The organism is Reichenbachiella sp. (genome assembly GCF_965223055.1).
Lineage (GTDB): Bacteria > Bacteroidota > Bacteroidia > Cytophagales > Cyclobacteriaceae > Reichenbachiella.
This window is the reverse complement of record NZ_CBDCVM010000003.1, coordinates 116282-133158: the sequence shown is the minus strand read 5'-3', so window position 1 is coordinate 133158 and position 16877 is coordinate 116282. Positions and strand designations below refer to the sequence as shown.

Sequence of the window (16877 nt, the reverse complement as noted above, 5' to 3'; positions counted from 1 at the left end):
CGGTGCGCCGCGCGATCGATTCCTGGAGGGGCTACTTTTTAGCTACGGATTCCTAGAATACTTGCCAATTTCAGTATTACTTTGTCATCCCAAAACGACAAACACCCACCACATTTATCATACTATTAAAATGCCAAAACTACATTCATTGAAAGGGAAAGTTCAAAACTATGCTTGGGGTGGAGCTTCTTATATTCCAAGTTTGCTAAACATATCAGCTGAAGACAAACCTTATGCTGAATATTGGTTGGGCGCACATAACAATGCTCCATCTATGTTGGACTCAGGTGAGACATTAAATGAATACATAAATACCAATAGTCAAGCTATATTAGGATCGTCGATTGATGAAAAATTTGGGAGGCTACCATTCCTTTTCAAAGTCTTGGATGTGAATGACATGTTGTCTATTCAAGTTCATCCTACCAAAGCAGAAGCAGAGAAAGGCTTTGCCAAAGAGAATGAGTTAGGGATCCCAATCACAGCGGCACATCGAAACTACAAAGACGACAACCATAAGCCAGAGATTATGGTGGCACTAAGTGAATTCTGGTTATTGCACGGTTTTTTGCCGAAGACTAAACTCAAGGAAACTATTACAAATACTACAGAGCTCAAGAGGCTTATTCCTACTTTCGAAGATGGTGGATATAAAGGATTGTACCAAGCCGTGATGGAAGAGTCCGATGAACAAACTGAAAAGGTACTCAGGCCGCTTGTTGAAAGAGTGTTGCCTAAGTATGAGGCAGGGGCTTTAGATAAGTCTTCAGCTGACTATTGGGCAGCAAAAGCCTTCAAAACTTTCTGTCTGGATGGAAAGCTAGATAAAGGTATCTACTCTATCTACTTTTTCAACATTGTAAAAGTAAACGCTGGGGAAGCCGTCTTTCAAGATGCTGGCATTCCACATGCCTATATGGAAGGGCAAAATATGGAATTGATGGCCAATTCGGACAATGTTTTGAGAGGCGGCCTGACTCCTAAACATGTAGATGTACCAGAGTTGCTCAAGCATGTGGCTTTTGAAGAGACTCATCCTAATATTATGCAAGGTGAGTTGCAAGCCGATGGCTTAGAACGAATTTATAAGAGTCCGGCACCAGACTTTGAGCTGAGTAAAATTGACTTAAAAAATGGAGACGAGTATATAAACACGTCTCGGACAGCTGAAATTCTCATTGTTCTGCAAGGAGAAGTATCAATTACACAATCAAATACAGAAGTAGATCGCTCAAAAGGTGAAGCGGTTTTTGTTGCCGCTGAGGCAGAATACAGTATTCAGACAAAAAATGAAGCTGTATTGTATAAAGCCACAGCTCCATAATCCCTTACTTGCCCTGTAGTTGCTGTGCTTGATAAGATCGTACCACATGGCCAAGTGTAAACCCTTGGTAGATGACAGAACAAACGACGACTACATATGTCATAGTCACGATAATTTCTTGACCTGGGAACCCGGATAGCGACAAGGAAACAGCTACAGGCAAACCTCCTCGCAGCGCACCCCAGGATAGGACAGAAACCGTTCCTTTGTCAAAGGCATGGTTAGAAGATAATAATTTGATAGGAAGGAATACACTTACCCATCGAGCAAATAGGACTATATTCAATGCAAAGAATCCTGCAGCGAAATAATCTAGTCTTAGCGGTATAACGAGCATTTCAAATCCTATTAGAACGAATAGCATGGCCGCCAAAGATTCTTCCATCAGTTGCCAAAACTTGAATACATAGTAGCCTACGGCACTTTCTCCGTCTGTACTTTTTTCTGAATTTCTGATCACCAATCCTGACATAACTGCTACAAGCATAGAGGATACGCTGAAATAATTGGCTACATATGATCCAACCATTACAAGGGCCATGGTAATGAGTACTTCAACTTGAGCTTCGTCGTTGTCGATGTATTTGAGGGCTTGATAACCCAACCAACCGAAAAATAAACCAACGATTAGTCCTCCGCCCAACTCTCTTAGTCCGACCCAGATAGATGTTCCAATACTCAAACTTCCAGCTACTTCTTGTTCTCTATACAAACTCACAAAAAAGAGTGCCAGAACTATCGCAATACCACCATTAAGCAAAGCCTCACCGGAAATTTTATTTTCTAGTTCAGTTGATAATTTGTGTCTATTGATAATCTTAGTAATAGCCACGGGGTCTGTAGAAGAAATAAGAGCACCGAATATCAGACTGCCAAGGAAGCTTAACTCGATATTCATAAAATCGAGTAAGTAGTAAATTAAAGTGCCTATTACAAATGTAGAGATAAGCACTCCGAAAAACGCCAATACAATTACGGGGACTAATTGATCACCCAATTTGCTGAAATCAATATTGAGAGCACCTGCAAACAACATGACACTCAGTACAAACCGAACCAACACGTCTTCCATGTCAAAAGATTTTACTTCTTCTGCCAGATGATATTCCGGAAAAACTATCCCGAAAATCAAAACAATGAAAGAAAGTAACAAAGCCAAAATACTCAAACCAATTGAAGAAGGGAGTTTTAGGTAAAAGGTATTAACGAAAATGAATAAACCTGAAAAAAATATGAGTACGGCAATAATGTCGAATATGTGCATAGGTCAATTTTTAAAGAAATTAGCTACAATTAGGGTAATTTCAGCCACTAAGTTAGTCTTTTCAGGCTTAGGGCAGACTCTGCAATTTTTTGTATTATACCCTCAGTATAAATACGGAGACTCAAATGAGTTTTAAATGGGCCGCTTTTTTGATTAATTCCGCTGTGTTTTGTACACTGAGCTTCTTCATCATGTTTACACGATGTGTATCTACCGTTCTGGCACTCACAAATAGCTGATCGGCAATTTCTTTAGTGGTACGTCCTTCGGATACCAATTCGAGTACCTCCATTTCTCGATCTGATAGCTTCTTGTGTGACTCGCCTTCGAGCGCCATATTACCAATCATGAGTTCCGAAATCTCGCTATTGAAGTATTTCTTGCCCAGGGCAACAGCCTCAATAGCTGCTATGAGTTCGTTCTCATCAGCGTTTTTGATCAAATAGCCAAAAGCGCCGTTTCGAACGGCTTTTACCACATATTGCCCCTCGGCATGCATGGTGAGTACAATAAATCTAGATTCCGGATATTTGTCCCTCGCGGTTTTTATAGCATCCAAACCATTGGTCTCTGGCATAGAAATGTCCATAAGTACGACATGGGGTGCGGATTTATCCATCAACTCAAACAGTTCACTGGCAGAAGCAGCTTCTCCAATAATATCTAGTGAAGCATTTTTTGAAAGTAAGGCTATGATGCCTTCCCGAAACAATTGATGGTCGTCGGCTACAATGATTTTGATCTTACTCATTCGATTGGTATTTCAATTTCTAAAGTGGTTCCGGTAGGTTGGCTGTCAATATCTAAGGTTCCGTTGGCTAACTTAACTCTTTCTTTCATATTTCTGAGTCCGTTGCCGTTGGTGCTTTTTTTAGGGTCAAACCCAATGCCATTGTCGGAGACAAAGAAACTCACTCTATTGTCAAAAGCCGTGATAGATAGTTTGATTTCTTTGGCCTTGGAGTGTTTGATGGCATTGTTGATGGATTCTTGGGCTACACGATATAAAGTGATCTGGATCGAATCGTCTATTTTGGCCCCACTGGGCATATCGTTTTTGTATCGAATTTTGATGTCCGAGCTTTTGTTGATCTGATCCACCAGATTTCCAATCGCTTCTCCTGCACCAAAATCAGCCAGTACACTAGGCATCAGGTTGTTGGACATCCGACGTACCTCTTTGATGGTTTCATCGATATGATTGAGAATGCTCTTTTTGGTAGGCGCAGAGAGTTCCGCCGATTGGATACTCATTTTCATAGTAGTGAGCATAGGACCCAAACCATCATGCATTTCTTTCGAAAGTCTGGAGCGTTCGCCTTCTTCTCCGTTTAGTATAGATCGCTGATTTTCCAGCAACAAGCGCTGTTCGTTTTTCTGGTATTCCTGGAGCTTTTCTTTCATTTGCATCAGTGCCTGTCCCAGCTTGTCATCTTCGCTGAGCAATTGGTAGGAAGCATCAAAATTTCCTGCCCCAATCTTACCGGCAAATACTATAGTTTCATTCAGGGCATTGATCAGTTTGTTTAGGGCGTCGAACATGTGCCCGATTTCATCATCGCGGCTCTGAGGCGATTTGATAGGGTCAAGGATACCCTTGGACATGTCCGTCAGTTTTTGCTCCATTTCTACGATAGGACTTACCATTTTCTTTGACAAATAGTAAGAACCAATCAGAACCGCAAAGATGATCACCAGGATCATAATCATCAGATTGTTTTTCAATTCCTCTAGCGGAAACAGCGCCTCCTGATGATTGATTTCAGTGAGAATGACCCATTTCAACCCACTGAGTTCGATCTTTTCATAACTACTAAATACCTGCGTACCTCGATAGTCGTAGATCAAATCTTCACCGGGTTCATTGTTAAGTGCTCGCAGCACACCGTCAGATTTTACGGTTACGTTTTTAGGGCTGTCTCTTAAAAAACGGGATTTAGTCCTAAGCTTATAGTCACTTCCCACAATATACGATTCACCAGTCTGACCCAGACCTGTACGTTCGAGTAGAATGCCTTGAATCTCCTGTTCTTCAGCCAAAGCAATCAAAAAACCGCTTTCAATTTGTGTGATAAACCCAATGGTGATTTCATGAGACGGATTGTGTTGTGTAAGGTCGAACAAAGTAATCCTATCATTAACCTCACCTAGCATAGTTTTGATAGGGTAACCCAATAGTGAGTCCGGCACGTTGGCATAAATGCCTTCATGGAAAAAAAGAGGTGAAGGTTCGGTACTATCGGGATTTTTGGAGCGGAGACGGAAGGATTCGTATCGCTCGTTGAGCTCTTTTCTGATTTTTACAATTTTCAATTGCTTGACAGACGAGAGTTGTAAGAGAACCCTTTCTTTTAGTGCAGAATCGAACTGCACATAAAACAAATAGGAGATAAATGCTGATACCACCAGCAGCAACCCGATCATAGTAAGGGCGAGCTTATTACCAATATTGAGTCGATGAAACAGCATAGTACAATGATAGGGGTTCTTTTGGATCAAAGAAAAGGAGGCTTTCAGTAATATCCAATACGTATTTACTGCAACGAGCCGTCGAATATTTTATATCTTTCCTAAAACTCATTACCAAATCCAACATGGCAAAACCCACAGAAGCTATACTCACCGCAGCCTTCAGTCCGAAAATTAAATTGTACACGCTGCTTACTGGGTCCTTCTTTATCACCCTGTCGGTCATTGGAATTGTCTTGCTTCCCATTTGGTTTTTGGGCCTGGGCCAATACATCAGCAGGCGATATTATGAAAGCCTGAGCTGTTCACTTACCGCCCATCATCTGCAATTCAAAAAAGGCGTTATGTTCAAAGTGGAGAAAACCATCCCGCTGGAGAACATTCAGGATTTGACTTTTATAGAAAATCCAATCCTCAAGATGCTGCAACTCAAAATTCTGAAGATCGAAACCGCCAGCCAGGGCCACCCCATGAAAAGCGACATGCAGTTGGTAGGCATCATCGACGCCAGCGACTTCAAAGACGCTGTACTCGTACAGCGGGAAAAATTATCTAGCAAAGCCTTAAGTGATAGTACTAATATCCACGGCTCAGATGAGGTGGTGGCTTTGCTTAGGGATATTAGGGAGATCCTTATGGATATTAGAAACAAGTAATGCGTGCTTTGAGATTGGTTATTCCTATTTTTGAGAAATTACATACATAATGTGTGTTATACACTTGCCACTATGAACTTTCTGAAAGGATTAATAATATTTACTTTTCTTCAGCTACTTACTCAAACATCAGCGTACTCTCAACATACAAAAGATAGCATTGACTTGGATTTCAAAATCAGGTATCTAATAGGTGTTTATAATAGTGAACATTATAACGATTTCCGAAAAGAACTGATGACAATCACAAGTATACTTGCGAGTCTTGAAAAAATTTTAATTCATAATGTGGAGGATAGTACTAACTCATCGCTACAAAGTTTATCTAATTATGGAGATTACAGATTGAACCTAAATAACAGCAAACAATGGTCTTTGTCTGATGGGATTCCTAGATACCCAGAATACCTTAAGAAAAAGGCAACTAAAAAAGATTATGTTATAACTGAAGATGAAGCTGCAATGGACTGGATCTATCTAATGAACATTGTAGATTGCTGGAAAAAGAAAAAAACTCTATCGAACACACTGATCAATAGTATTTCAATTCGTGACACATTGTCCTTTTCTGATTCTAGTAAGTACCATCTGTATATATCTTACCAACTTCTTGATAGTGGTGAGCATATAACTAAAAAAGAACTAGTCAAAATAGATCGCTAACATTATCTATCTCTCCATGAAATTTACGGCTAGTGTCGAGAGTGCGATTCAACCCTTGTTCGTGTTGTCCCAAAGGGATGCCTATGGCATCACCAACAAATTTGAGAAACTCACTTTTTCTTTTTCTTAAAAATATCCCAGAAGCGCTTTTTCTTCTTTTGTGGTTGTTCTTCTTCGGCTTCTTCTGAGCCTTCATCCTCCAAACCAGAATCTCGGTTTTTCTTGAGCTTCTTTCTGAAAGTCTTTTGTAGGAAGTTGTCTTCCTGATACAGTTCACAGCTTACGTCATTGGGAAAAGGGAAGGAGCTGTGCATCTTCTGTTTTAGCTCAGGATCTGCCTGTACTTTCTGATAAAACTTCGACCAGATGGGTAAAGCCATGTTAGCCCCCTGACCGTCTTTGATGCTGGAGAAATGTAATCCCGGATTATCGGCTCCTACCCATACCACGCCCAGCCAATCAGGGGTATAGCCTACAAACCAGCCATCAGCATGGTTTTGTGTGGTGCCTGTTTTGCCAGCAATTGGGCCTTGCAAACCGTACCAGCTACGCAGTCTTCGTGCCGTCCCTTGGTTGGCTACGGATTGCATCATGTTAGTGATCTGACCAGCTACTTTTTCAGAAACCACCTGCTCAGAGGGTTTCAGCTCATGGGTGAAGAGTACTTCGCCTTCAGCATCTTCAATTCGAGTAATGATGACTTGCTCATGCTGCCAGCCTGCATTAGCAAAGGGCGTATAAAGCCTGCTGATCTCTTGTACGGACATATTGGCTACACCCAGAGCGATGGAAGGCACTTCAGGTAAATCGCTCGAGGTGCCCAGTTTTTCAGCAAACGCAATCACATCTTCAATGCCAGATTCCATCAGAAGTTGCACGCTGATGGTGTTGATAGAATGCGTCAATCCACCGAGTAGTGAGTAACTCCCTGTGTAGTCCCCATCAGAGTTTTGAGGTGTCCAGCCATCATATTGTGTGTACTCAATCTGTCGATTTGGGATAAAATCGCAGGGCGTATAACCATCTTCCAAAGCTTTGGCATAGACTACTGGTTTGAAGACAGAACCTACTTGTCTCTCAGAGAGAATGTGGTCGTACTGAGAAGTTTTAAAATCTCTTCCACCTACCCAGGCTCGCACATGACCGGTATGTGGGTCAGTCACTAGAAAACCAGCTTGAAGCGTGGCGTCTATTTCTTTAGACCATTTGTCTTGCTGTTTTAGGTCCGTATCGAATGCTTTTTGCAATCGATCCAAATGGGCTACCACGGCTTCCTGTGCATATTGCTGCATACGGGAGTCAATGGTGGTATACACTTTCAGTCCGTGTGTTTCAAGTTGGTAGGTTTCACCGGCTTCGTTTGGATTGTCTTCCAGCCATTTTTGAATGCGCTGTTTGAGGTGTTGAGTTAGATGCTGGGCCGAATGGGCTTCGCTTATATTACGATTGTAATCAATCTCGAGTGGTAGTTCTTTGAGCTCACTGGCCTGATCAGCGGTCAGGTAGCCAGCTTTTTCCATTTGTCCTAGCACTACATTTCTGCGTGTCTTTGAACGTTCAGGGTTGAGCCTGGGGTTGTAGGAGTGAGGTGCCTTCAACATACCAATGAGCACAGCGGCTTGTTCGGTTTTAATCTCGGCAGGAGAGGTAGAGAAAAAGCGTTCACAGGCGGTTTTGATTCCATAAGTATCCTCTCCAAACGAAACCGTATTAAGATACAATTCTAGAATCTCGTCTTTGGTATAAATTTCATTGAGTTTGTTGGCAATGGCCGCTTCGCGTGCTTTCACTGCCGGCATAGTCAGCCAGCCATGGTTCTTCCGACCAAATACATTCTTCACCAATTGCTGACTGATCGTACTGCCACCACCGGCATTCTGTCCAAGGATAATCGACTTCACCAATACACGAAGCATCCCCTGATGATCGACGCCTCGATGTTCATAAAACCGGGAATCTTCGGTAGCTACAAGTGCGTGTACTAGATCTGGGGAAATATCTGCCAGCTTAACCTCTGATCGATTTTCTAGAAAATATCGACCAATAAGTTGGCCGTCCTGACTGTAGATTTCAGAGGCCTGAGAATTGATCAGGTTTTTCAGATCCTCATCGCTGGGCATTGGCCCAAATGCCCCCATGTGAACTGCACTAAAGAAGAGTAGAAAAACGACCAGTCCAAGGACAATCAGCCGTAGCGACCAGTTGATCAACAGGCTGAATGCGCTAGCTTTTTCCTGATTTTTCTTGGAAGATTTCTTTCTTTTTTTAGTAGACATACGCTGGTAAATGGAACGCAATATTCTTCAAATATTTGATCAAATCGTAGCTTATCTAAAAGATCTTGAATAACTAATGAAGAGGCAATAGTAAAGGTACATTATAAAATTGTCAGGCTGAGGCTCTCTAAGCCCTACTACGTGATTTGAGTAGTTTAATTCAATAAAGAACTGGCGCACTTTTCTAAAAGTGTGCCGATTTTCTTGAGGATTTGTAATCCGATTATTTTGGTACAAATGTGTTTGCATTGGAAATGCTCATCTCATTCCTAGACTTGAACGCATGGCAAAATACACTCGAATTAAGCTGATCCTTATCACCTTATACCATTTTTCAAGTAGGTTTATAACCCCATTACTTTATTTATCGTATTTTTACAATAAATATAAATGACATGAGCACATCTGAAGAATTAAAACAAATCGTAAAGGACAAATACGCTAAAATAGCTACCCAAGAAACGGCTATCAATGCTTCGTCCTGCTGTGGCGCAACTCCATCCTCTGGAGAGGTTTACAATATCATGACTGACGACTATAGTGAGGTAGATGGATATGAGGCCGATGCGGATTTGGCTTTGGGCTGCGGATTGCCTACTGCATTCGCGAATATACAAAAAGGAGATACCGTGATTGATCTTGGTTCTGGCGCTGGCAATGATTGCTTTGTTGCCAGGCATGAAACTGGAGAGACCGGAAAGGTTATCGGTATTGATTTCACGGAACCCATGATCGAAAAGGCCAGAATGAATGCCGATAAGCTAGGTTACAACAACGTGGAATTTCGTTACGGCGACATCGAACAGATGCCAGTAGCAGAAAACACAGCCGATGTAATTGTAAGCAACTGTGTCTTGAATCTGGTACCTAACAAAAAGAAGGTGATTGCTGAGATTTTCCGCGTGCTCAAGCCAGGAGGCCATTTCAGTATATCTGATATTGTGTTGGTAGGTGAGTTGCCAGAGGCTCTTCAGCACGATGCTGAAATGTATGCCGGTTGTGTGTCGGGTGCCATTCAGAAAGACCAGTACCTGGGCTATATTCAAGACCAAGGCTTTTCTAATATGACCATCCAAAAGGAGAAAGCAATTGATATTCCTAACGACATCCTGTCTAAATATTTGAATGAAGAAGAGTTAACTCAATTCAGATCGGGTAATACAGGAATCTTTAGTGTAACAGTTTACGCGGAGAAACCAGGCGCAAAGTCAGACAAACCAAAAGTAAAACTTTCAGAGTTGCAGAATAGCTGTGCACCTGGAAGTGGCTGTTGCTAGTGACTTCAATATTTCCTCCTATAATAATTATAGGAGGAAATAAATAATGACTTATGCCTCGGCAAGTTGCTTATGCTTGCCCTTACTTTTTCTAATTCTGACGGCTACTACTTTGTACTCGGGGCACATCGCTTCAGTACAGTGTTCGTCAGAAGTAATTATATTCAGCATGATTTCTGGAAAATGAAAAGTTGAACTTAAAATGCCCGGTTTCATTTCATTGGTTACAGCTGCTTTGATGTCTACTTTACCCCGAGCACTCTCTACGCAAACAAAGTCTCCATTAGATATTCCTTCTTTATTGGCGTCGTCGGGATGAATCATTAGCACATCTTCAGTAAGGATATCCACATTTCCAGTCCTACGAGTCATAGCCCCGCAGTTGTAGTGTTCCAGTTCTCTATTGGTAGTAATGATATAGGGGAAGTCTTTTTCGTTTCGTTCCACTTCTCTAGACTTTTTGTAATCGAAGAATTGAAAACTACCCTTGCCTTTTTTGAATTGTTCAATGTGTAACATTTGAGTGTCAGATCCATCTTCAAGCACTGGCCATTGCTTGCCATTATCTCCAAGTTCTTCCCATTTCACTCCTTTAAAGAAAGGAACGATTTGGGAGATTTCTTCCAACATGCCTTTAGCAGTATAGTCTGGTTGATTGTAGCCCATTCGGTTCATCACGTCCACAATAATTTGGCCATCTGATTTACAACCTTCGAGTGGCTCCACTACTTTGTTCACACGCTGTATTCTTCGTTCCCCATTGGTGAAGGTTCCTTCTTTTTCGAGAAAGGAGGCTCCCGGTAGAATCACAGTTGCACGGCGTGCAGTTTCTGTCATAAACAGCTCCTGCACTACCAGCAAATCCAAGTTATCTAGGGCTTTGATTACCTTGTTAGTATTAGGATCGGTTTGAACTACATCTTCACCAATGATCCAAAGCGCTTTCAAATCACCTGTAATGGCTGCATCAAACATTTCTGGTATTTTGAACCCAATATGACTCGGTACATCGACTCCATAAAATGTATTGTATTGACTGTTAACCGTAGGATCAGTAACATCCAGATAACCGGCTCCTTGGTGAGGTTGGGCGCCCATGTCAGCTGCTCCTTGTACGTTGTTTTGTCCTCTTAAAGGATTTACTCCTGCACCTTTTTTTCCAATATTTCCAGTGATCATGGCCAAATCAGCAATCAGCTGTACCGTGAAAGTTCCCTGTAGGTGCTCAGTTACACCTAATCCGTGAAATTCCATGGCTGCTTTAGCATTGGCATAGGCTAAAGCAGCTTCTTTTACCAGATTCTTATCTACACCGGTAACTTCGGCCATGTCATCCATATCCAATTTTAGGATTTCGGCTTTCATTTCATCATAGCCCTCAGTACGGTTGTCAATAAAGCTTTTATCCTCCACACCTTCTGAAATAATGTAATACAACATCATATTAAGAAGCGCGACATTGGTTCCAGGTTTTAACTGGAGATGATAGGTTGCAAATTTGGCCAGCTCAATTTTTCTTGGATCGATCACAATACTAGGCACGCCCTTCATCATCCTTTGTTTGATCTTGGCACCTGTTACTGGGTGGGCGTCTGTTGGGTTAGCCCCAATGACCAAAATAAACTCAGCATGATCTAAATCTTCGATTGAGTTTGTTGCTGCTCCCGTACCAAATGCTCTCTGCATACCCAGCGCCGTAGGAGAGTGACACACCCTGGCACAGCAGTCAATGTTGTTAGTGCCAACCACAGCTCTAATGAATTTTTGCATCAAGTAGTTTTCCTCGTTCGGAGTACGAGCCGATGATATACCAGCAATCGCGTCTGGGCCTTCAGTCGATTTTATTCTGTCGAATTCGCTTACAATAAAATCATAGGCTTCATCCCAGCTGACTTTTTCGAATTCACCATTCTTTTTGATCATTGGACTGGTGAGCCTCTCCGGGTGATTATAGAACTTAAAAGCGTAACGACCTTTTAGGCAGGTATGTCCTCCATTGGCTGCTGCATCGTAGGGCGCTTGGATGCTCAATATTTCTCCATTTGAAGTGGAAACCTCCAGATTACAACCTACGCCACAGTAGGTACAGATAGTTCTGGTTTTTTCAGTCGCTTTAATTGACTTAGATTGAAAAACGTCAGATATGGCTGAAGTTGGACAGGCCTGTGAACAAGCACCACAGCTCACACAGTCAGAATCCATAAAGGACTCATCGTGTCCCTTTACAATCTTCGAATCAAAACCTCTTCCAGCCATGCTCAACACCATTTGACCTTGCACTTCATCGCATGCACGTACACATCGATAGCAATTGATACATTTGGATAAATCCGATGTCAAGTAGGGGTGGCTGAGATCTTTTTGGCGATCTAAGTGATTTTCTCCTTCGGGATATCGCACCTCTCTGATACCCACTTGGGCAGCTACAGTTTGTAGTTCACAGTTTCCATTTACCTCACAGGTAAGACAATCCAGAGGATGGTCTGTCAGTACCAATTCCAATATGTTTTTTCTCAGGCTTTTAATTTCCTGAGTATCAGGATAGATGTATTGCCCTTCCATGACAGGCGTATGGCAGGAAGCCATGGTTTTTGTAGCACCATCTTGTTCTACGGCAACAGCTACACTACAAACCCTGCAGGAACCGAAAGGATCGAGATTTGGCGCATCGCATAGGGTAGGAACAGCGTCTTCACCTTTATATCTTTTTAAAAAGGAAAGCATGGTTTCTCCCTCTTTAATTTCAAATTTTTGGTTGTTAATGTATGCGTATTTCATATCCATTCAATATTAGTTGAAGTACTGCTTCAATTCATCCTCAAAATATTCCAAGGCATTTCTCACAGGCAAAGGAATACCACCTCCATGCGCACATAAAGAACCTTGCTCTAGTGTATTTAACAAATCATCGAACAAGGCTTGGTCAATTTTGTAATCTGATGAAAGTGCTTTGGTAGCTAGTTCTTGTCCTCGTTTTGTTCCCAGTCGACAAGGGAAGCACTTTCCACAACTTTCGTAAGAAGCAAAATCAAATAAATGCTCAATAAACTTCATAATAGGGAAGTCTTCAGGAACACAAACGACGGATGCATGTCCCAGTAGAAATCCATTGGATCCAAAGGATTCAAAATCAATAGTGAGGTCATCGATTCTGGAAACCGGAACCAAACCGCCAAGAGGTCCTCCAATTTGCATGGCCTTCACTGGCCTTTTGAACCCTCCTCCAAGCTCATTGACCACGACAGAAAGGGGAGTACCCATTTCTACTTCATACAACCCAGGGTTGCAGAAAAAGCTATCTAAACAGATCAGTTTTGTGCCTGAAGATTTTTCTGTACCAATGTCTTTCCAGACTTTACCACCATTTTTAATAATAAAATGCAAAGCGGCCAGTGTCTCCACATTGTTGACTACAGTTGGTTTGTTGAATAGACCTCTTTGAGCAGGATATGGAGGTCGAACTCTGACTTCCGGGCGTTGTCCTTCGATTGAATTAATTAAGGCTGTTTCCTCTCCACAGATATAAGAGCCCTGAGCCCTGATGACCTTAAAGTCAAAATCAAAACTACTATTGTCAATATTTTCGCCAATAAGGCCATTGGATCTGAGATCATCAATGGCTTGCTGTACAATTTCAGCAGACTTCGGGTATTCGGCCCGAATGTAAACCACCCCATGATGAGCACCGGTAACATATCCTGAGACAAGCATACCGAAAAGAACCGCGTGTGGCTGATGTTCCAGTAGATAACGGTCTGAGTACGCGCCCGGATCACCCTCATCGGCATTGCAAATGATGAACTTGACATCACCCGGCGCTTTTTTACAAAATTCAAGTTTTGATCCCATGGGAAATCCGGCACCACCACGTCCTCTGATGTTGGATATCTTAATTTGTTCTAACACAGCGTCCTTTTTTCGATGAAGTGCTGCCTTAAACGGCGCATAGTATTCCTCTATTGAAGTGAAAGGTGCCGTCAATATCTGTTGCGTCAACGCCTTGACGGTATATAGGTCTTCGGTAGTATTGGACTGGTTGATAATTTCCGCAATTGTATGTTGTCCACCAGAGTAGTTTTTTCCATCATAATGAAAAGCGTGGTTCTCATGACACCTCCCCAAACAAGTCATATGTCCAATTTCTTCCTCTTGGAAATGACCTTTTAGATCGCTTATTACCTGCTCTTGAGTTCCCGCACAAAGGCAGGCAGTTCCATTGCAGACATAAACTTTTTTACCCTTGTTTTCTGGTTTGAGAAAATCATAAAATGTAGCAGTCCCATAGGTGTTTGCAGTCCCTATGAGAAATTCATTGGCCAATTTCTCGAGGTCTTCGTTGCTGGGGGTACCTGATGGTTGGGCCAACTGCCCCAGTTTATCAAATAGGTTGTCTTTCAGTCCTTTTCTGCCGGATAGCTCACTTAAATTTTCTGACATGTCAGTTATCATTCTCCTGATACGCAGTGCATCACGAGATATTTGGGTTACAATTAATTTACTGCGTGATTAAAGTTAAGGAATAAATCTCAATGAATAATTGACATTAGTACGAAGTATCAGACCATACATTTTGATACATGGTGTCGTTTAGTTTTGATGATTGAACATTATATAACGGTTCCCGTAGGGGTATTAGGAATATAAAAACTACTCACATGATATTGCCCAACCCAGAAAATATTCTTCTTTTCATCACTGCAGCCACTATCCTGATTGTCGTCCCCGGACCTGCATTGCTTTACATTATGACGAAAAGTATAGAGCAAGGGTACAAAGCTGGTTTGGCTTCTGTGCTTGGGGTTGGTGTCGGGGCGATGGTTCATGTAATTGCCGCATCCGTTGGGATTTCTGCGTTATTGGTTGCTTCAGCTACTGCATTTTCTATATTGAAATATGGAGGAGCGGCGTATCTCATCTATTTGGGCATCAAGAAGCTTACTGATAAAACAACACCTATTGAGTCAGTCAAGAAAGAGAGAAAATCGTTTAGTAGCATATTTTATGAAGGAATTGTTGTGAATACTTTAAGTCCGAAATCTGCCATTTTCTTCTTTGCCTTTTTACCTCAGTTTATTAGTACAGACAAGGGAGGAACTACTTCTCAAATTCTGTTTTTAGGCCTGATATTTTTGATTATCGCCTTTGTGAGTGACATGTGTTATGTCTTGGTGTCGGGCAAACTGGTGAAGTATTTTAGAACGAGTACCAAGTTTACCACCATCCAGAAATACTTGAGTGGATCAATTTATATTTTATTAGGGCTATTGACATTCATGGTGAATAAGCCGACCAGCTTTGGAGGGTCCAAGTAAAAACAGTTTATCCCAATTATCACTGGTGGTCACTTTACGATAAACATTATCCAATAAAGAAAGTAAACTAGTGGTATGAAAACAATAATACATACGTTGATGGTGCTTCTGATAGGAGGTAATGTCTTGGCACAACCTGAACTGATTACCACTAGCACAGAATCAGGAAAAGAAGTCCAATTTATTCTGCACCTGCCTAAATCATACGATGCTACTAGAGCATATCCTGTGGCCATCGGTCCGTCTGAATTAGAAAGTCTAGAAGGGTCTTATTATTGGAAGAAATTTAAATCTAACGACTCCTGGATATTGATTGATGCACCTATTTACCTGGGGACAGGGGAGAAGCAGGCTGTAAAGACAATTAGGGATTATCTACAAAAAAACTACAGCATAGAGGGAGATAGGTTCCATGCCGTATGCTTCAGTGCCAATAGTTCGCCCGTTTTTAAGCTGGTCATGGCTGCGCCCGAATTATTTCATAGCGTTACAGGAATGCCTGCCAGCGTATCTGCTGCTGAGGAGAATTTCAAAAAACTAAAGGACGTGAAAGTGCAACTGCTGGTAGGAGCAGACGACGGTTATTGGGTGCGAAGTAGTCAATCACTACAATCCAAGTTTGAAAAGCTAGGTATTAAATCCAATCTGGAAATTTTCCCCGGAGTCGGACATTTTTTGTTGAATGTGAGAGGCCAGCCACTCATGGATAGGTTAGATCTTTTGAGACCATGAAAAAAATATTTGTTCTTTTATTAGTTACCACCCAGTTCGTATGTGCTCAGGAATATGAAATCCTATTTACTAAGCAAGTAAACAACAACGACAATATCTATTCGATCAATCAGGATGGACGTATAAAGCAAGTTACTAATCATCCGAGGAAGGATAGTAGCCCGATGATGTCTCCAGACGGAGGGCTCATGGTTTTTACTTCTGAACGAAAAGGGTGGTGGAAGATTTGGTTGATGGATTTGGAATCAGAAGAATTCAAACAACTTACGGATGCAAGTAGTGCGGAGTATAGCCCTTCCTGGTCTCCCGATGGTAATCAAATCGTATTTGTGTCTAGCAGAAATGGCGGATCAGAAATTTTTACGATGACCAAAGTTGGTAAGGCAATCAAACAAATATCCTCAGGGCGGAACAACACGATGCCATCCTGGGCATCAAATGGTCGGATATATTACTCTAGCCAGATAAACGGGATTTATCAAATCATGAGTATGAAGCCTGATGGGTCTGATCAACAGCAGTTGTCTAGCGGAAAAGGAGACAAACTCATGCCGCAGTTATCACCAGATCAGGGCACGATGCTTTACTATGGAAATTTTCATGGCAACATGGAGATATATAAAATGGATATGTCGTCTGGTCAAGTCACTAGACTGACCAAAAACCCTCTCATGGATATTAGAGCCAGATGGTCTCCGGATGGTGGGCTCATCGTTTTCGAACGAGGCAATAAACGCAATGATCAGCAAATCTACCTGATGAATGCAGATGGTTCAAACCTAAGAGCGCTTACCAGATCAGGTTATAATTATACCCCATCCTTTGCTGTAAAGGCAGATTAATTGAATTTTCTGAAATATTTTCATGTTGCAAGCTTTAAAGTAAGGAATCCTTACTATAATTG

At 41.8% G+C, this 16877-nt stretch carries 13 protein-coding genes; 7 read left to right on the top strand and 6 right to left on the bottom strand.

Features of this window, described 5'->3' with window-relative positions; genetic code table 11:
• Positions 1–130: 130 nt before the first annotated feature.
• Positions 131–1324 carry a mannose-6-phosphate isomerase, class I gene (manA, locus tag ACOQO5_RS01025; protein WP_420579816.1) on the top strand — a complete coding sequence of 398 codons (1194 nt, stop codon included), beginning with the start codon at positions 131–133 and terminating at the stop codon, positions 1322–1324.
• Positions 1325–1328: 4 nt separating this feature from the next.
• Here manA and ACOQO5_RS01020 read toward each other — a convergent pair whose 3' ends face one another.
• From ACOQO5_RS01020 to ACOQO5_RS01010, 3 genes are all read right to left on the bottom strand, one after another.
• Entirely contained in the window at positions 1329–2588 is a 1260-nt protein-coding gene (locus ACOQO5_RS01020) for a cation:proton antiporter (RefSeq protein ID WP_420579815.1), read from the bottom strand.
• 121 nt (positions 2589–2709) lie between these two features.
• Positions 2710–3339 (bottom strand): response regulator, encoded by a 630-nt coding sequence (locus tag ACOQO5_RS01015; protein ID WP_420579814.1) that lies wholly within the window; start codon positions 3337–3339, stop codon positions 2710–2712.
• On the bottom strand, positions 3336–5057 hold the full coding sequence (locus tag ACOQO5_RS01010; RefSeq protein WP_420579813.1) for an ATP-binding protein: 1722 nt from the start codon (positions 5055–5057) through the stop codon (positions 3336–3338). The genes ACOQO5_RS01015 and ACOQO5_RS01010 overlap by 4 nt, the downstream gene beginning before the upstream one ends.
• Positions 5058–5182: 125 nt before the next feature.
• On the opposite strand from ACOQO5_RS01010, the gene ACOQO5_RS01005 reads away from it, so the two are divergent.
• Both ACOQO5_RS01005 and ACOQO5_RS01000 read left to right on the top strand, forming a co-directional pair.
• Entirely contained in the window at positions 5183–5713 is a 531-nt protein-coding gene (locus ACOQO5_RS01005; protein ID WP_420579812.1) for a PH domain-containing protein, read from the top strand.
• A 72-nt stretch (positions 5714–5785) separates the two neighbouring features.
• Positions 5786–6376, top strand: a complete 591-nt coding sequence (locus ACOQO5_RS01000) for a hypothetical protein (RefSeq protein ID WP_420579811.1) — start codon at positions 5786–5788, stop codon at positions 6374–6376.
• A gap of 110 nt (positions 6377–6486) precedes the next feature.
• Here the strand turns inward: ACOQO5_RS01000 and ACOQO5_RS00995 are convergent, their stop codons facing one another.
• Positions 6487–8652 (bottom strand): transglycosylase domain-containing protein, encoded by a 2166-nt coding sequence (locus ACOQO5_RS00995; RefSeq protein WP_420579810.1) that lies wholly within the window; start codon positions 8650–8652, stop codon positions 6487–6489.
• A gap of 395 nt (positions 8653–9047) precedes the next feature.
• On the opposite strand from ACOQO5_RS00995, the gene ACOQO5_RS00990 reads away from it, so the two are divergent.
• On the top strand, positions 9048–9929 hold the full coding sequence (locus ACOQO5_RS00990; RefSeq protein ID WP_420579809.1) for an arsenite methyltransferase: 882 nt from the start codon (positions 9048–9050) through the stop codon (positions 9927–9929).
• Positions 9930–9980: 51 nt separating this feature from the next.
• On the opposite strand, the gene fdhF is transcribed toward ACOQO5_RS00990, so the two are convergent.
• On the bottom strand, positions 9981–12707 hold the full coding sequence (gene fdhF / locus ACOQO5_RS00985) for a formate dehydrogenase subunit alpha (protein WP_420579808.1): 2727 nt from the start codon (positions 12705–12707) through the stop codon (positions 9981–9983).
• 12 nt (positions 12708–12719) lie between these two features.
• Positions 12720–14366, bottom strand: a complete 1647-nt coding sequence (locus ACOQO5_RS00980; protein WP_420579807.1) for an NADH-ubiquinone oxidoreductase-F iron-sulfur binding region domain-containing protein — start codon at positions 14364–14366, stop codon at positions 12720–12722.
• A gap of 218 nt (positions 14367–14584) precedes the next feature.
• Here ACOQO5_RS00980 and ACOQO5_RS00975 point away from each other — a divergent pair, with 218 nt between their 5' ends.
• The 3 genes from ACOQO5_RS00975 (at position 14585) to ACOQO5_RS00965 (ending at position 16815) form a co-directional block, all read left to right on the top strand.
• Positions 14585–15241, top strand: a complete 657-nt coding sequence (locus ACOQO5_RS00975; protein ID WP_420579806.1) for a LysE family translocator — start codon at positions 14585–14587, stop codon at positions 15239–15241.
• Between the two features lie 75 nt (positions 15242–15316).
• Positions 15317–15973, top strand: coding sequence for a hypothetical protein (locus tag ACOQO5_RS00970; protein WP_420579805.1), 657 nt, complete (start codon positions 15317–15319; stop codon positions 15971–15973).
• Positions 15970–16815: a TolB family protein gene (locus ACOQO5_RS00965; RefSeq protein WP_420579804.1), complete on the top strand. Its 846-nt coding sequence runs from the start codon at positions 15970–15972 to the stop codon at positions 16813–16815. Before ACOQO5_RS00970 ends, ACOQO5_RS00965 begins: the two co-directional genes overlap by 4 nt.
• The last annotated feature ends 62 nt before the right edge of the window (positions 16816–16877 follow it).

What these genes read in the sequence shown, in the direction of transcription:
- ACOQO5_RS00995 (WP_420579810.1), bottom strand. Translation starts at nt 8,652, where the DNA reads ATGTCTACTAAAAAAAGAAAGAAATCTTCCAAGAAAAATCAGGAAAAA.
- ACOQO5_RS01010 (WP_420579813.1), bottom strand. Translation starts at nt 5,057, where the DNA reads ATGCTGTTTCATCGACTCAATATTGGTAATAAGCTCGCCCTTACTATG.
- ACOQO5_RS01015 (WP_420579814.1), bottom strand. Translation starts at nt 3,339, where the DNA reads ATGAGTAAGATCAAAATCATTGTAGCCGACGACCATCAATTGTTTCGG.
- ACOQO5_RS00965 (WP_420579804.1), top strand. Translation starts at nt 15,970, where the DNA reads ATGAAAAAAATATTTGTTCTTTTATTAGTTACCACCCAGTTCGTATGT.
- ACOQO5_RS00970 (WP_420579805.1), top strand. Translation starts at nt 15,317, where the DNA reads ATGAAAACAATAATACATACGTTGATGGTGCTTCTGATAGGAGGTAAT.
- ACOQO5_RS00980 (WP_420579807.1), bottom strand. Translation starts at nt 14,366, where the DNA reads ATGTCAGAAAATTTAAGTGAGCTATCCGGCAGAAAAGGACTGAAAGAC.
- ACOQO5_RS01020 (WP_420579815.1), bottom strand. Translation starts at nt 2,588, where the DNA reads ATGCACATATTCGACATTATTGCCGTACTCATATTTTTTTCAGGTTTA.
- fdhF (WP_420579808.1), bottom strand. Translation starts at nt 12,707, where the DNA reads ATGAAATACGCATACATTAACAACCAAAAATTTGAAATTAAAGAGGGA.
- ACOQO5_RS01005 (WP_420579812.1), top strand. Translation starts at nt 5,183, where the DNA reads ATGGCAAAACCCACAGAAGCTATACTCACCGCAGCCTTCAGTCCGAAA.
- manA (WP_420579816.1), top strand. Translation starts at nt 131, where the DNA reads ATGCCAAAACTACATTCATTGAAAGGGAAAGTTCAAAACTATGCTTGG.
- ACOQO5_RS01000 (WP_420579811.1), top strand. Translation starts at nt 5,786, where the DNA reads ATGAACTTTCTGAAAGGATTAATAATATTTACTTTTCTTCAGCTACTT.
- ACOQO5_RS00990 (WP_420579809.1), top strand. Translation starts at nt 9,048, where the DNA reads ATGAGCACATCTGAAGAATTAAAACAAATCGTAAAGGACAAATACGCT.
- ACOQO5_RS00975 (WP_420579806.1), top strand. Translation starts at nt 14,585, where the DNA reads ATGATATTGCCCAACCCAGAAAATATTCTTCTTTTCATCACTGCAGCC.